A 13,005-nucleotide genomic window follows, 5' to 3' on the forward strand; every position below is an offset into this window, starting at 1 on the left:
GTACGACGACGACGGAGTCGTTCCACGACAACGGCCGGGAGGCGCGGGGCGGGCTGGCACCGTGCCTCCCGGCCGGTGTGTGGTCGAGACCAGATCGCGGCACGCGCGCGTTTCGACGTCCCACGCGTCGATCACGTGGTGCGTCGTCGGATCGGCGGTGCGTGCGTGGGATCGCGGAACCGGCTCAGAGCGACGGAGCGCGCGTCGATCGACGCGCGCTCGGTCGCTCCCGCGGTGCGGATCAGGCGCCGAGCGGCTCGCGCACGGCGTGACGGCCCGCGCTCCTGCGCGTCGAGAGCACCACGGCGGTGGTCGCGGCGACCAGCAGGCCCGCGAGCACCATGTGCGTCCCGACGAGCCCGACGGGGAGGCCCGTACGCGCCTGGGTGAGCCCGACAGCGATCTGCACGAACTCGACGACGAGGAGTGCCAGTGCCCAGCGGCTCGAGAGCTGCAGGCGCACCGCGCCGACCACGAGCACCAGGGTCAGGGCGAAGAGGACGTACGCAGGGACCGCGTGGACGTGCTCCATGACGGCCGGGTCGAAGCCCGTGCGGTGGAGTCGTCCGCCGTCGACGGCCTCGTCGGCGCCGGCGTGCGGTCCGCTGCCCGTGGTCAGGATGCCCACGAGGACGGTGACCGCGACGGCCGCGACGGTGCTGCGGACGACGTTCGTGTACCAGGCGGGGACGAGCCGGACGTCGGTGCGCGGGCCGTTCATCGCCCGGTAGACGAGCGCGGCGGTGACCATCGTGAGCAGGGCCGAGACGACGAAGTGCAGACCGACGACGAAGGGGTTGAGGTTCGTCCGGACGCTGATGCCGCCGATGACCGCCTGTACCGGGATGGCAGCGCCCTGCGCGAACGCGAGCCAGAAGAGCTCGGGGCGGGTGCGCCGCATCCGCACCACCGCGAGGAACGTTGCGATCGCGACGACGACCAGCACGACGGTGAGCAGGCGGTTGCCGAACTCGATGATGCCGTGCACGCCCATCTCCGGCGTGGACACGAGGGAGTCGGCGGTGCACTTCGGCCACGTCGGGCAGCCGAGCCCCGACGCCGTCAACCGCACGAGGCCACCGGTGCCGATCAGGACCACCTCGACCACGAACGACGCCCACGCCAGCCAGATCACGCGGGAGTCGACGGTGCGGGGGAGGGACCACCACCGGGTGCGGACGTCCAGCTCGACGGGGGATCCGACGCGAGTCACGAGGGTGGTGCCTTCCTGTTGTTCCGTGCACCGAACCTGTAGGATTCGAGGGTTCAGCGGCAGTCAAGTCTAGGCAGGCGCCGGCTCCGAATGGGCCGTGATCGTCACTACGGCCCGCGACCGCGTGGAACCATTGACGTTGCGAGGTAGCAGCACCCTGGTCGCCCGTGTCGGTGGCCCGGGGTGGAATGGCGTCCAGCCGTGCCGGGTTGGTCCTGGTGACGCTGCCGCGAGAAGGAAACGAGGAGACCATGTCCGACGTGCTCATCGACCGTCCCGAGCTCGAAGGGCTCGGCCAATACGAGTTCGGCTGGTCCGACTCCGACTCCGCCGGTGCCTCAGCGCGCCGTGGTCTCTCGGAAGAGGTCGTGGCCGACATCTCGGCGCGCAAGTCCGAGCCGGAGTGGATGACGAAGAACCGGCTCAAGGCGCTCACGCTGTTCGACCGGAAGCCGATGCCCTCGTGGGGTGCCGACCTGTCGGACATCGACTTCGACAACATCAAGTACTTCGTGAAGTCCACGGAGAAGCAGGCCCAGACCTGGGAAGAGCTGCCCGAGGACATCCGCAACACCTACGAGCGCCTGGGCATCCCCGAGGCCGAGCGTCAGCGCCTCGTCGCCGGCGTCGCCGCACAGTACGAGTCCGAGGTCGTCTACCACCAGATCCGCGAGGACCTGGAGCAGCAGGGCGTCATCTTCATGGACACCGACACGGCGCTCCGCGAGCACCCGGAGTTCTTCGAGGAGTACTTCGGCACCGTGATCCCCGCCGGCGACAACAAGTTCGCCGCGCTGAACACGGCCGTGTGGTCCGGCGGGTCCTTCGTCTACGTGCCGAAGGGCGTCCACGTCGAGATCCCGCTGCAGGCCTACTTCCGGATCAACACCGAGAACATGGGCCAGTTCGAGCGGACGCTGATCATCGCGGACGAGGACTCCTACGTCCACTACATCGAGGGCTGCACGGCGCCGATCTACAAGTCGGACTCGCTGCACTCCGCGGTCGTCGAGATCATCGTCAAGAAGAACGCCCGCGTGCGGTACACGACGATCCAGAACTGGTCGAGCAACGTCTACAACCTCGTCACGAAGCGTGCGATCGCGCACGAGGGCGCGACGATGGAGTGGATCGACGGCAACATCGGGTCGAAGGTCACGATGAAGTACCCGTCGATCTACCTCGCCGGTGAGCACGCCAAGGGTGAGACCCTGTCGGTCGCCTTCGCGGGCCCGGGCCAGCACCAGGACGCCGGCGCGAAGATGATCCACATGGCGCCGTACACGACGTCGTCGATCGTCTCGAAGTCGATCGCCCGTGGCGGCGGTCGTGCCGGGTACCGCGGTGAGGTCCGGGTCGACCCGAACGCGCACCACGCGGCCAACACGGTCCGGTGTGACGCGCTCCTCGTCGACACGGTGAGCCGCTCGGACACCTATCCGGCGATCGACATCCGCGTCGACGACGTCCAGCTCGGCCACGAGGCCACCGTCTCGCGCGTGAGCGAGGAGCAGTTGTTCTACCTCATGTCCCGCGGTCTGCCCGAGGACGAGGCGATGGCGATGATCGTCCGCGGCTTCATCGAGCCGATCGCCCGCGAGCTCCCGATGGAGTACGCGCTCGAACTCAACAAGCTCATCGAGATGAGCATGGAAGGATCCGTCGGCTAGATGTCCAGCACCACCGAACAGCCCAGCGCCGCCAACACCAGCGGCACCGAGCAGCACGGCGCTCGTGCACACTCCGACGGCGGGTGGGACGCGGCCGACAAGAAAGTCCCCGTCCAGACCCGCTCGGAGCGCTTCCAGTCGGCAGACCTCGATGCGTTCCCGAAGGTGACTGGTCGCGAGGTGAACTGGAAGTTCGCCCCGCTCGCCAAGCTCCAGCCGCTCCTCGACGGTGGGCTCGACGGCGCGCCGTACCCGTACCTCGCGCGCCAGTCCGACGGCGCTGACGTCGAGTGGGGTCGCAGCGACGACCCGCGCGTCGGCTCGGCCGGGCTCCCCGAGGACCGCGCGTCCGCCGCCGCCTGGTCGGCGCGTGACGCGGTGCTCGCCGTCACGATCAAGGCGACCGAGCAGCACGAGTTCATCACCATCACGCGCTCCGACTTCGGGTCGCAGCCCCGTGCCGCGCACACCGTGATCACCGCGGAGCCGAACGCGCAGGGCATCGTCGTGATCGACAACCGCGGCTCGGCGCTCCTGAGCGAGAACGTCGAGATCGTCGTCCGGGACAACGCCCGGCTCACGGTGGTCAGCCTGCAGGACTGGGACGACGACGCCGTGCACGTGTCGACGCACTTCGCCGAGGTCGGTCGCGACGCCTTCCTCAAGCACGTGGTCGTCTCACTCGGTGGTGACGTCATCCGGGTGAACCCGTCGACGCACCTCGGGGCGCAGGGCGCGGACACCGAGATGTACGGCGTGTACTTCGCCGACGCGGGCCAGTACATCGAGCAGCAGGTCTACGTGAACCACGACGCGCCGAACACGCGCGGTCGTGTCAACTACAAGGGCGCGCTGCAGGGCGAGGGCGCGCACACGGTCTGGATCGGCGACGTGCTGATCAGCCGCCCGGCCGACGGCACCGACTCGTACGAGCAGAACCGCAATCTCGTCCTCACCGACGGCACCCGTGCGGACAGCATCCCGAACCTCGAGATCGAGACCGGCAACATCGAGGGTGCCGGTCACGCCAGCGCCACCGGTCGGTTCGACGACGAGCAGCTGTTCTACCTCCAGGCCCGCGGCATCCCCGAGGAAGAGGCTCGACGACTCGTCGTGCTCGGCTTCCTCGTCGAGGTCATCCAGAAGATCGGTGCGCCTGAACTCGAGGAGCGCCTCATCGCCGCGGTCGAGGAGGAACTGGCGGCCGGCCGATCGGTCATCGCCGAGGCCGACCCGCAGACCGACCCCGAGGCCGTGCAGGCGGACGCCTGATGGCCGAGAAGGTCTGCGCCGAGGGCGACATCGCGGTCGACAGCCCGATGCGGGTCGTGGTCGACGGCACCGCGGTGGCGATCGTGAAGGACTCCGCCGGCGTCGTGCACGCGATCGGGGACACCTGCACCCACGGCGACATCTCCCTGGCCGAGGGCTTCGTCGAGGGGGACGCACTCGAGTGCTGGGCCCACGGGTCGAAGTTCTCCCTGACGACCGGCAAACCGCAGAACTTCCCGGCGTACGAGCCGGTGCCGGTCTTCCGGGTCGAGGTCCGTGACGGCGACGTCTACGTCGACGTCCACGACACCGTCCCGGTCGACTGACCGACCCCCATTCTCTTCCGCGGCTGACGCCGCACACCAGCTGCAACCGAAGGAACGCAATGTCCACTCTCGAAATCCGCGACCTCCAGGTCTCGATCGACACCGATCAGGGCACGAAGGAGATCCTCAAGGGCGTCGACCTCACCATCAACGAGGGTGAGATCCACGCGATCATGGGTCCGAACGGCTCCGGCAAGTCGACCCTCGCGTACACGATCGCCGGGCACCCGCGCTACAACGTCGTCGGTGGGTCGATCACGCTGGACGGCGAGGACGTCCTGTCGATGAGCGTCGACGAGCGCGCCCGTGCCGGTATGTTCCTCGCCATGCAGTACCCGGTCGAGATCCCGGGCGTCACGGTGTCGAACTTCCTCCGCACCGCGAAGACCGCCATCGACGGTGAGGCGCCCGCACTCCGCGGCTGGGTGAAGGACCTCCGCCAGTCGATGGCCGACCTCAAGATGGACTCTGCGTTCGCCGAGCGCAACGTCAACGAGGGTTTCTCCGGCGGCGAGAAGAAGCGCCACGAGATCATGCAGCTCGAGCTCCTCAAGCCGAAGTTCGCGGTCCTCGACGAGACCGACTCCGGCCTCGACGTCGACGCGCTGAAGATCGTCTCCGAAGGCGTCAACCGTGCCAAGGCGGCCACCGGCCTCGGCGTGCTGCTCATCACGCACTACACGCGCATCCTCCGCTACATCAAGCCGGACTTCGTGCACGTGTTCGTCGCGGGCAAGGTGGCGGAGCAGGGCGGCCCCGAGCTCGCCGAGCGTCTCGAGAACGAGGGGTACGACCGCTACGTGCAGGCCGCTGCCGTCGAGGCGCAGTCCTGATGATCACCGCGCTCTCCCCGGAGAAGTTCGATGAGGTCGTCGAGGGCCTCAAGGAGGTCCAGGACCCGGAGCTCGGCGTGAACATCGTCGACCTCGGCCTGATCTACGACCTCGCGATGGACGACGAGGCGAACGCGCTCGTCATCAGCATGACGCTGACGAGTGCGGGCTGCCCGCTGACCGACGTCATCGAGGGCGACACGGCGAACGCGCTCGACGGCATCGTCGATGCCTTCCGGATCAACTGGGTCTGGATGCCGCCGTGGGGTCCGGAGCGGATCACGGACGACGGGCGCGAGATGATGCGCGCACTCGGCTTCTCGATCTAGTCGCGACCACCCATCGAACGGGAGGCGCGGTGCCAGCTGGCACCGCGCCTCCCGTTCGTCGTGCGGTCGCGGCCTCCCGTCCGTCGTGCGGTCGCGTCGAGAGCACCGGACATGCCCGGCTTCGTTCGCCGTGGTCGCAGGACCTGTCGGCCGCGGCGCCGCCGGACGACACTTCTTGCGCCCGGCCCGTGCAGCGCACGGCATGTTCTGCGACCAACCCGCCTGCAACGCGTCGTCCGCCGCGCACCCGAGGGCCCGCCCCACGAGGTTCCACGACGCGCCGTGTGTCCTCCGCCGAGGTTCCGCCCGCTGACGACGAGAGCGGCCGAGGTCCCAGCATCCTGGAACCTCGGCCGCTCTCGGAGAACGACGTGCGCCGCGATCAGCGCCGGGCGAGCGCCTTCCACGCCAGGGGCAGGACGCCCGCCGCGATGAGGGCCTTCGCCACGCCGCCGACCACGAACGGGTAGAGGCCCGCCGCGAGCACCGACTGCAGGTCGTTCGGCGCGCCGAGGTGGCCGAGCGCCGCTGCGAGCCACGGCAGGCCGGTCACGAACGGGATCGCGCTCGCGAGGAGCATCGCCACGGTGGCGCGACCGACGTGGCGGTCCCAGTTGCGCCGCGCGAACCAGCCGACGAGCCCTGCGGCCGGGATGAACCCGATCACGTAGCCGAAGCTCGGTGAGGCCAGTGCGGACAGGCCACCGGAGAACCCGGCGAAGAACGGTGCACCGGCGAGACCTGCGACCGCGTAGACGAGCAGCGAGAGCATGCCGCGACGAGCGCCGAGTGTGGCGCCGACGAGGACGACGGCCAGGGTCTGCCCGGTGATCGGTACGGGCCACATCGGCACCTCGACCTGCGCCATGGCGGCGGTGAAGAGCGCGCCGCCCGCGACGAGGGCGGCATCGGTGGCCAGGCCGTGGGTGCGCAGACGGTCGGCGAGCACTGCGCGGCGAGCGAACCCGGTGGCGTTCGTCATGGATTCTCCTAGAATGGACTGCTGGTCCCGTTCTGGAACCATCGGTCCCGTCAGCGTAGCGGTGCACCTCCCGCACACGTCGTTGTGCAAAACCACCAACTGATTGGACGTCCACTGTGCTTGCCGTGCACGATCTCGAGATCCGCGTCGGGGCCCGCCTCCTCATGGAGAACGTCTCCTTCCGTGTCGAGAAGGGCGACAAGATCGGTCTCGTCGGGCGCAACGGCGCCGGCAAGACCACGATGACGAAGGCGCTGGCGGGGGAGACGCAGCCCACCGCGGGCAAGATCGAGCGCGGTGGCGAGATCGGCTACCTGCCGCAGGACCCTCGCTCCGGCAACCCGGAGGACACGGCCCGCAAGCGCATCCTCGACGCCCGCGGTCTCGGTGAGCTCGTCGAGGGAATCCGACTCGCGACGCTCGACATGGCGAGCGACGACCCCGCCGTCGCCGAGAAGGCCATGCGCCGGTACAGCCGTCTCGACGACCAGTTCAACGCGCTCGGCGGGTACGCGGCCGAGGCCGAGGCTGCCTCGATCGCGTCGAACCTCAAGCTGCCGGACCGCATCCTCGACCAGCCGCTCAAGACGCTCTCGGGCGGTCAGCGGCGGCGCATCGAGCTCGCGCGGATCCTGTTCTCGGACGCCGAGACGATGATCCTCGACGAGCCGACGAACCACCTCGACGCCGACTCGATCGTCTGGCTGCGCGAACACCTGAAGACGTACCCGGGCGGCGTCATCGTCATCTCGCACGACGTCGAGCTCGTGGACGAGGTCGTCAACCGCGTGTTCTACCTCGACGCCAACCGGCAGTGCATCGATGTCTACAACATGGGGTGGAAGCTCTACCAGCGGCAGCGCGCAGCCGACGAGGAGCGCCGCCGCAAGGAGCGCGCGAACGCCGAGAAGAAGGCCGCGACGCTGAAGGACCAGGCCGCCCGCTTCGGTGCGAAGGCCACGAAGGCCGCCGCAGCGCACCAGATGGTCGCCCGTGCCGAGAAGCTCCTCGCCGGGCTCGAGGACGAGCGCGCCGTCGACCGCGTCGCCAAGCTGCGGTTCCCGACGCCGACACCGTGCGGCCGGACGCCGCTCATGGCCGAGGGGCTGTCGAAGTCCTACGGATCCCTGGAGATCTTCGCGGGCGTCGACCTGGCGATCGACCGCGGTTCGCGAGTCGTCATCCTCGGGTTCAACGGCGCCGGCAAGACGACACTGCTCCGGATCCTCGCGGGAGCCGACGAGCCGGACACGGGCGAGATCCTGCCGGGCCACGGCCTCCGCATCGGGTACTACGCGCAGGAGCACGAGAACATCGACGTCAACCGCACCGTGATCGAGAACATGGTGTCGGCGTCGAACGACCTCAACGAGACCGAGGCCCGCCGCGTGCTCGGCTCGTTCCTCTTCACCGGGGACGACGGCTACAAGAAGGCCGGGGTGCTCTCCGGCGGTGAGAAGACCCGTCTGTCACTGGCGATGATCGTCGTGTCGGGAGCGAACGTGCTGCTGCTCGACGAGCCGACGAACAACCTCGACCCGGCGTCCCGCGAGGAGATCCTCGGTGCCCTCGCCGGCTACGAGGGCGCGGTCGTGCTCGTCTCGCACGACGCGGGCGCGGTCGAGGCCCTCAACCCGGAGCGCGTCCTCCTGCTGCCGGACGGCACCGAGGACCACTGGAACAAGGAGTACGCGGAGCTCATCGAGCTCGCCTGAGCCGCGTGCGCGCGCTGTGCGCGTGGACGGACGGGAGGCCCGTGGCGACACCGCCACGGGCCTCCCGTCCGGAACCGGTCGCGTTCAGCGACCGGCGTTCAGCAGTTCGTCCTCGACCTCGGCGTCGGACTTCGGCTTCGCGTCCTTGCGGCGGCGACGCTCCTCGGCGCGTTCGCGTTCCTCGGGGTCGTCCTGGTTCAGGTTGCGGTACTCCTGCACCATCACGTAGCCGAGGAAGCCGAAGCCCCCGGCAGCGAACAGGAACCACTGGATGAAGTAGCTGAGGTGCAGGCCGGTGTCGGCCGACGGGCGGTCCCAGCCGAGCGGCGCAGCCTGTGTCGGCGCAGGCGTCTCGGACGCGAGTTGCCCGTAGGCGCCGGTCCAGATCGGCGTCCCGACCCTGTCGCGGACGTCCGCGAGCGTGACCGACTGCACCTGGTCGGTGTGCGACGGATCCGAGCGGCCGGGGATCCGCGGCTCGCTCTGCTGCAGGCGCACGACGACGGTCACCTCGCCGCTCGGTGGTGCCGGGACGTGGTCGGGCGCGTCCTGCCGGTTGCCGGTCGGCACCCATCCGCGATCGACGATGAACGCGCGGCCGTCGGCGGTGACGAGCGGGGTGAGGACCTCGAAGCCGGGCTGGCCGTTGTGCACGCGGTTCCGGACGAGGAGCTGCGCGTCGGTGTCGTAGCGGCCGGTGGCGGTGACCCGGAGCCAGGTCTGGTCGTCGTCCCAGCTCGAGGCCCGGGGGAGGGCCCGGTCGAGCGGGACCGGGGTGTGGTCGTAGTTCTGCGCGATCTGCTCGTTCTGGCGGACGGCCTCGTTCCGCCGGTCCCACTGCCACATGCCGAAGAGGGCACAGACGATCGCGAAGGCCACGGCGATCGCGAAGTACCCGAGCCAGCGACGGCTCCGGACGAAACGCCACCCGACGAACGGCTCGTCGGGATCGCGCTCGTGCGGGGCGTCCGACGTCGCGGCGACCTCGCGCTGCAGCTTGGCGGCGTGCCGTCGGCCGTAGCGGGAACCCGGGTCGAAGCCGTCGGTCATCGATCGGTGCCGGTGGCGCGCATCCCGACGTCGTTCTTCGGTCCGGCGTTCGGGTCACGCAGGTCGTCGAGTCGGTCGACGTCCTCGTGCATGCCGGTGACCCGCACCGGGAAGTTCCGCGACCGGAGGTAGTCGGCGAGGAAGTCGCGGTGGTCCTCGCACGCCGCCCAGATCTTCACCCGGTCGGTGGCGTGGATGCGGGGGTTCCGCCAGTTGATCCGCCAGGCGGCCGTCTCGGTGCAGCCGGCGCGCGAGCACACCGGGGTCGATCCGGGCTCCGTGAAGAGGTCGAACGTCGCCCCCATCAGCGTCGTCCGCCGGTCTTCGGAGGCCAGACGTTGGTGTGGTCGCCGTTCCGCTGCCATTCGTCCTGCGCGTGCTGTGCCTGGTCACGGAGGCGATCCTGCTCGTCGCGGTAGGCCTGCGCACGGGCGGCCTCGTGTTCCTCGCGGATGCGCACGTCGTCGGCGTCGTAGAGCTGGACCGCTCCGGCCGGGGCGACGACGTCGTTCTCGGCTCGGTTGCCGGCGTTCGCGAGGATGACCGCGACCCACGGGATGACGCCCGCGAGGATGATCGGGATCACCACGAGCCAGGTGTGGAACGCGGTCCAGATGAGCACCGCGGCGACGAAGCAGACGACCCTGACGGCCATCTGCCAGACGTAGCGGGAGAGCCGGTGCGCACGGTCCTGCTCCGGCGACTCGGGGAGTGCCGTGATGCTGTGCGTGGTCTTCATTCGGATGTCCATCGTCTCCCGGTGACAAGCCTAAGCCTCCGTCGGACATTCCGGTTCCGCCGCGCGCGATCGGAGTGCGCGGATCGGCTCGGGTACGCTCGTCCGGGCGTGTCCGGCGGCACGCCGTCCGACACACCCCGAGGAGCGACCATGAGCACCCCCCGTACCGTCCTGATCACCGGCGGCAACCGCAGCATCGGCTACGCCCTCGCGGAGCGCTTCGTCGCCGAGGGACACCGCGTCGCGGTCACGTCGCGCAGCGGCACGGGCGGCCCCGAGGGTGCGCTGACCGTGCAGGCCGACATCACCGACACGGCGTCGGTGGACGCGGCGTTCACGCAGGTCGAGGCGGAGCTCGGCCCGGTCGAGGTGCTCGTCGCCAACGCGGGCATCACGAACGACCAGCTGCTGCTCCGCATGTCGGAGGAGGACTTCACGAGCGTCATCGACACGAACCTCACCGGGACGTTCCGGGTGGTCAAGCGCGCCACGAAGGGCATGATGAAGGCGAAGTTCGGCCGCATCGTGCTCATGGGCAGCGTCGTCGGCACGTTCGGCCAGGTCGGGCAGGTGAACTACGCGTCGTCGAAGGCCGCCCTCATCGGTATGGCCCGGTCGATCACCCGCGAGCTCGGCTCCCGCGGCATCACCGCCAACGTCGTCACGCCCGGGTTCATCCAGACGGACATGACGGCGTCGCTGCCGGACGAGCTCGTCGCCGAGTTCAAGAAGCAGATCCCCGCCTCGCGCTACGGCACGGTCGACGACGTCGCGGACGCCACGCTGTTCCTGGCGGGCGACGGCGCCGGGTACATATCCGGCGCGGTCATCCCGGTCGACGGCGGCCTCGGGATGGGCCACTGACGAACCGCTGACGGCCTGCGCGGTTCAGCCGCGCAGGCCCATCGTCGCGAGGACGGCCGACAGGTCGCGGTCGACCACCGCGAGGTCGGCGTCCGCCCGGACCCGAGGCTTCGCGTCGAACGCCACCGACAGGGCGGCGACCCGCATCATCTCGAGGTCGTTCGCGCCGTCGCCGACCGCGATCGTCCGTCCCGGGTCGACGCCGTCCGCCGCCGCCCACTCCCGGAGTGCGGTCGCCTTCGCGTGCGCGTCCACCACGTCGCCGAGGACTCGTCCGGTGAGCACGCCGTCGACCACCTCGAGCCGGTTCGCTCGGCAGTGGTCGAGGCCGAGCTCGGCGGCGAACGGATCGAGCACCTCGTGGAAGCCGCCGGACACGACGCCGGCGGTGCCGCCTGCGGCGTGCACGCCGCGCACCAGTTCGGCCGCGCCCCGCGTGACGCGGACCGCCTGCTGTGCACTGCGGAACACGTCGGCCTGGAGGCCCGCAAGGGTCGCGACACGCTCCCGGAGGCTCTCCGCGAAGTCGATCTCCCCGCGCATGGCGCGCTCCGTCACCGCCGCGACCTGTGGTCGGGTCCCCGCCGCGTCGGCGAGGAGTTCGATCACCTCGTCCTCGAGGAGGGTGGAATCGGCATCGAGGACGACGAGGAAGCGGGGCACGGACCAACGGTACCGACTGACGGAGGCACGGCCGCGTCCGTGACGCGAGCCGTGCCTCCAGACAGGTGCGCGGCTACGCGTCGACCCGCACGCCCTTGCCGACGACCGTGATGCCCGACTCGGTGACCGTGAAGCCGCGCGCCTCGTCGGCCTCGCGGTCGACACCCACCTGCGCACCCGGTGCGATGACCACGTCCTTGTCGAGGATCGCGCGGTTGACGACGGCGCCCGCGCCGATCGAGGCACGCTCGAACACGATGGAGTCGAGGACCTTCGCACCGGAGTCGATGCCGCACCAGGGTCCGATCATGCTCCGCTCGACCTGCGCGCCGGACACGAGACAGCCGAGCGACACGAGGGAGTCGACCGTCGAGCCGGTGTTGCCGTTGGCGTCGCGCACGAACTTCGCCGGTGGCAGGTTCGTCTGCTGGTTGAAGATCGGCCAGTCCTGGTTGTACAGGTTGAAGACGGGCACGGGGGCGATGAGGTCCATGTGCGCGTCGAAGAACGAGTCGATCGTCCCCACGTCCCGCCAGTAGTAGCGATCGCGCTCGTTCGAGCCGGGCACGTCGTTGCGCTTGAGGTCGTACACACCGGCGTCACCGCGCGCGACGAAGTCCGGCACGATGTCGCCGCCCATGTCGTGGTTCGACGTCTCGATCTGTCCGTCACGGAGCACGGCGTCCACGAGCGCGTCGGCGTCGAAGACGTAATTGCCCATCGACGCGAGGATCTCGCCGGGGGAGTCGGCCAGACCGACCGCGTCCTTCGGCTTCTCGAGGAACGCGTCGATCTTGGTCGGGTCGTCCTCGGCGACCTGGATGACGCCGAACTGGTCGGCCAGGCCGATCGGCTGGCGGATCGCGGCGACCGTGGCACTGCGGCCGGACGCGATGTGGGCCTCCACCATCTGGTGGAAGTCCATCCGGTAGACGTGGTCGGCACCCACCACGACGACGATGTCGGGGCGCTCGTCACGGAGGAGGTTGAGCGACTGCAGGATCGCGTCGGCCGACCCGGCGAACCAGCGCTTGCCGAGTCGCTGCTGCGCGGGCACGGACGCGACGTAGGAGCCGAGCAGCCCCTCCATGCGCCAGGTCTCCGCGACGTGGCGGTCGAGACTGTGCGACTTGTACTGGGTCAGGACGACGATCTTCTGCAGCCCGGAGTTCACGAGGTTCGACAGCGCGAAGTCGATGAGCCGGAAGTTGCCGCCGAACGGGACTGCTGGTTTCGCACGGTCCGCCGTGAGCGGCATGAGGCGTTTGCCCTCTCCACCGGCGAGGACGATGCCGAAGACCTTCTTTGGTGCCATACCGCTCACAGTATGCGTCCGGACCGGTGAACGG

Annotated in this window: 14 protein-coding genes; 7 read left to right on the top strand and 7 right to left on the bottom strand. The window is 69.5% G+C overall.

Going from position 1 to position 13,005, the window contains the following annotated elements:
* Positions 1-241: 241 nt before the first annotated feature.
* A complete protein-coding gene (locus NS184_RS06235) occupies positions 242-1,213 on the bottom strand; it encodes a COX15/CtaA family protein (RefSeq protein WP_058725277.1) in 972 nt (323 codons plus the stop codon).
* A gap of 251 nt (positions 1,214-1,464) precedes the next feature.
* Here NS184_RS06235 and sufB point away from each other — a divergent pair, with 251 nt between their 5' ends.
* From sufB to NS184_RS06260, 5 genes are read left to right on the top strand one after another with little or no spacing between them, the layout of a single operon-like run.
* Positions 1,465-2,883: a Fe-S cluster assembly protein SufB gene (gene sufB, locus NS184_RS06240; RefSeq protein ID WP_058725278.1), complete on the top strand. Its 1,419-nt coding sequence runs from the start codon at positions 1,465-1,467 to the stop codon at positions 2,881-2,883.
* Entirely contained in the window at positions 2,884-4,155 is a 1,272-nt protein-coding gene (sufD, locus tag NS184_RS06245) for a Fe-S cluster assembly protein SufD (RefSeq protein WP_058725279.1), read from the top strand.
* Positions 4,155-4,481 (top strand): non-heme iron oxygenase ferredoxin subunit, encoded by a 327-nt coding sequence (locus NS184_RS06250; RefSeq protein WP_083513500.1) that lies wholly within the window; start codon positions 4,155-4,157, stop codon positions 4,479-4,481. Before sufD ends, NS184_RS06250 begins: the two co-directional genes overlap by 1 nt.
* A 59-nt stretch (positions 4,482-4,540) precedes the next feature.
* Positions 4,541-5,314, top strand: a complete 774-nt coding sequence (sufC, locus tag NS184_RS06255) for a Fe-S cluster assembly ATPase SufC (protein WP_058725281.1) — start codon at positions 4,541-4,543, stop codon at positions 5,312-5,314.
* Positions 5,314-5,643 (top strand): metal-sulfur cluster assembly factor, encoded by a 330-nt coding sequence (locus NS184_RS06260; RefSeq protein WP_022902786.1) that lies wholly within the window; start codon positions 5,314-5,316, stop codon positions 5,641-5,643. The genes sufC and NS184_RS06260 overlap by 1 nt, the downstream gene beginning before the upstream one ends.
* A 382-nt stretch (positions 5,644-6,025) precedes the next feature.
* Here the strand turns inward: NS184_RS06260 and NS184_RS06265 are convergent, their stop codons facing one another.
* Positions 6,026-6,625 (bottom strand): biotin transporter BioY, encoded by a 600-nt coding sequence (locus NS184_RS06265; protein ID WP_058725282.1) that lies wholly within the window; start codon positions 6,623-6,625, stop codon positions 6,026-6,028.
* A 116-nt stretch (positions 6,626-6,741) separates the two neighbouring features.
* Between NS184_RS06265 and NS184_RS06270 the strand changes: the two genes are divergently transcribed.
* Positions 6,742-8,340: an ABC-F family ATP-binding cassette domain-containing protein gene (locus NS184_RS06270; RefSeq protein ID WP_058725283.1), complete on the top strand. Its 1,599-nt coding sequence runs from the start codon at positions 6,742-6,744 to the stop codon at positions 8,338-8,340.
* Between the two features lie 84 nt (positions 8,341-8,424).
* On the opposite strand, the gene NS184_RS06275 is transcribed toward NS184_RS06270, so the two are convergent.
* The 3 genes from NS184_RS06275 to NS184_RS06285 are packed head-to-tail and all read right to left on the bottom strand — an operon-like array spanning position 8,425 to position 10,129.
* On the bottom strand, positions 8,425-9,390 hold the full coding sequence (locus NS184_RS06275; RefSeq protein ID WP_083513501.1) for an SURF1 family cytochrome oxidase biogenesis protein: 966 nt from the start codon (positions 9,388-9,390) through the stop codon (positions 8,425-8,427).
* Positions 9,387-9,695: a hypothetical protein gene (locus tag NS184_RS06280; RefSeq protein ID WP_345969004.1), complete on the bottom strand. Its 309-nt coding sequence runs from the start codon at positions 9,693-9,695 to the stop codon at positions 9,387-9,389. The genes NS184_RS06275 and NS184_RS06280 overlap by 4 nt, the downstream gene beginning before the upstream one ends.
* Positions 9,695-10,129, bottom strand: coding sequence for a DUF3099 domain-containing protein (locus NS184_RS06285; protein ID WP_058725284.1), 435 nt, complete (start codon positions 10,127-10,129; stop codon positions 9,695-9,697). Before NS184_RS06285 ends, NS184_RS06280 begins: the two co-directional genes overlap by 1 nt.
* A 150-nt stretch (positions 10,130-10,279) precedes the next feature.
* Here NS184_RS06285 and fabG point away from each other — a divergent pair, with 150 nt between their 5' ends.
* Positions 10,280-10,993, top strand: coding sequence for a 3-oxoacyl-ACP reductase FabG (gene fabG, locus NS184_RS06290; protein WP_058725285.1), 714 nt, complete (start codon positions 10,280-10,282; stop codon positions 10,991-10,993).
* A gap of 24 nt (positions 10,994-11,017) precedes the next feature.
* Here the strand turns inward: fabG and serB are convergent, their stop codons facing one another.
* Positions 11,018-11,656, bottom strand: coding sequence for a phosphoserine phosphatase SerB (serB, locus tag NS184_RS06295; protein ID WP_058725286.1), 639 nt, complete (start codon positions 11,654-11,656; stop codon positions 11,018-11,020).
* Between the two features lie 73 nt (positions 11,657-11,729).
* Complete coding sequence (locus NS184_RS06300) at positions 11,730-12,971, bottom strand: glucose-1-phosphate adenylyltransferase (RefSeq protein WP_058725287.1); 1,242 nt, start codon at positions 12,969-12,971, stop codon at positions 11,730-11,732.
* Between the last annotated feature and the right edge of the window lie 34 nt (positions 12,972-13,005).

This window comes from Curtobacterium luteum, from assembly GCF_001475545.1.
Classification (GTDB): Bacteria; Actinomycetota; Actinomycetes; order Actinomycetales; family Microbacteriaceae; genus Curtobacterium; species Curtobacterium luteum_A.

What these genes read in the sequence shown, in the direction of transcription:
- NS184_RS06260 (WP_022902786.1), top strand. Translation starts at nt 5,314, where the DNA reads ATGATCACCGCGCTCTCCCCGGAGAAGTTCGATGAGGTCGTCGAGGGC.
- sufD (WP_058725279.1), top strand. Translation starts at nt 2,884, where the DNA reads ATGTCCAGCACCACCGAACAGCCCAGCGCCGCCAACACCAGCGGCACC.
- NS184_RS06265 (WP_058725282.1), bottom strand. Translation starts at nt 6,625, where the DNA reads ATGACGAACGCCACCGGGTTCGCTCGCCGCGCAGTGCTCGCCGACCGT.
- sufB (WP_058725278.1), top strand. Translation starts at nt 1,465, where the DNA reads ATGTCCGACGTGCTCATCGACCGTCCCGAGCTCGAAGGGCTCGGCCAA.
- NS184_RS06300 (WP_058725287.1), bottom strand. Translation starts at nt 12,971, where the DNA reads ATGGCACCAAAGAAGGTCTTCGGCATCGTCCTCGCCGGTGGAGAGGGC.
- fabG (WP_058725285.1), top strand. Translation starts at nt 10,280, where the DNA reads ATGAGCACCCCCCGTACCGTCCTGATCACCGGCGGCAACCGCAGCATC.
- NS184_RS06275 (WP_083513501.1), bottom strand. Translation starts at nt 9,390, where the DNA reads ATGACCGACGGCTTCGACCCGGGTTCCCGCTACGGCCGACGGCACGCC.
- NS184_RS06280 (WP_345969004.1), bottom strand. Translation starts at nt 9,695, where the DNA reads ATGGGGGCGACGTTCGACCTCTTCACGGAGCCCGGATCGACCCCGGTG.
- sufC (WP_058725281.1), top strand. Translation starts at nt 4,541, where the DNA reads ATGTCCACTCTCGAAATCCGCGACCTCCAGGTCTCGATCGACACCGAT.
- NS184_RS06285 (WP_058725284.1), bottom strand. Translation starts at nt 10,129, where the DNA reads ATGAAGACCACGCACAGCATCACGGCACTCCCCGAGTCGCCGGAGCAG.
- NS184_RS06250 (WP_083513500.1), top strand. Translation starts at nt 4,155, where the DNA reads ATGGCCGAGAAGGTCTGCGCCGAGGGCGACATCGCGGTCGACAGCCCG.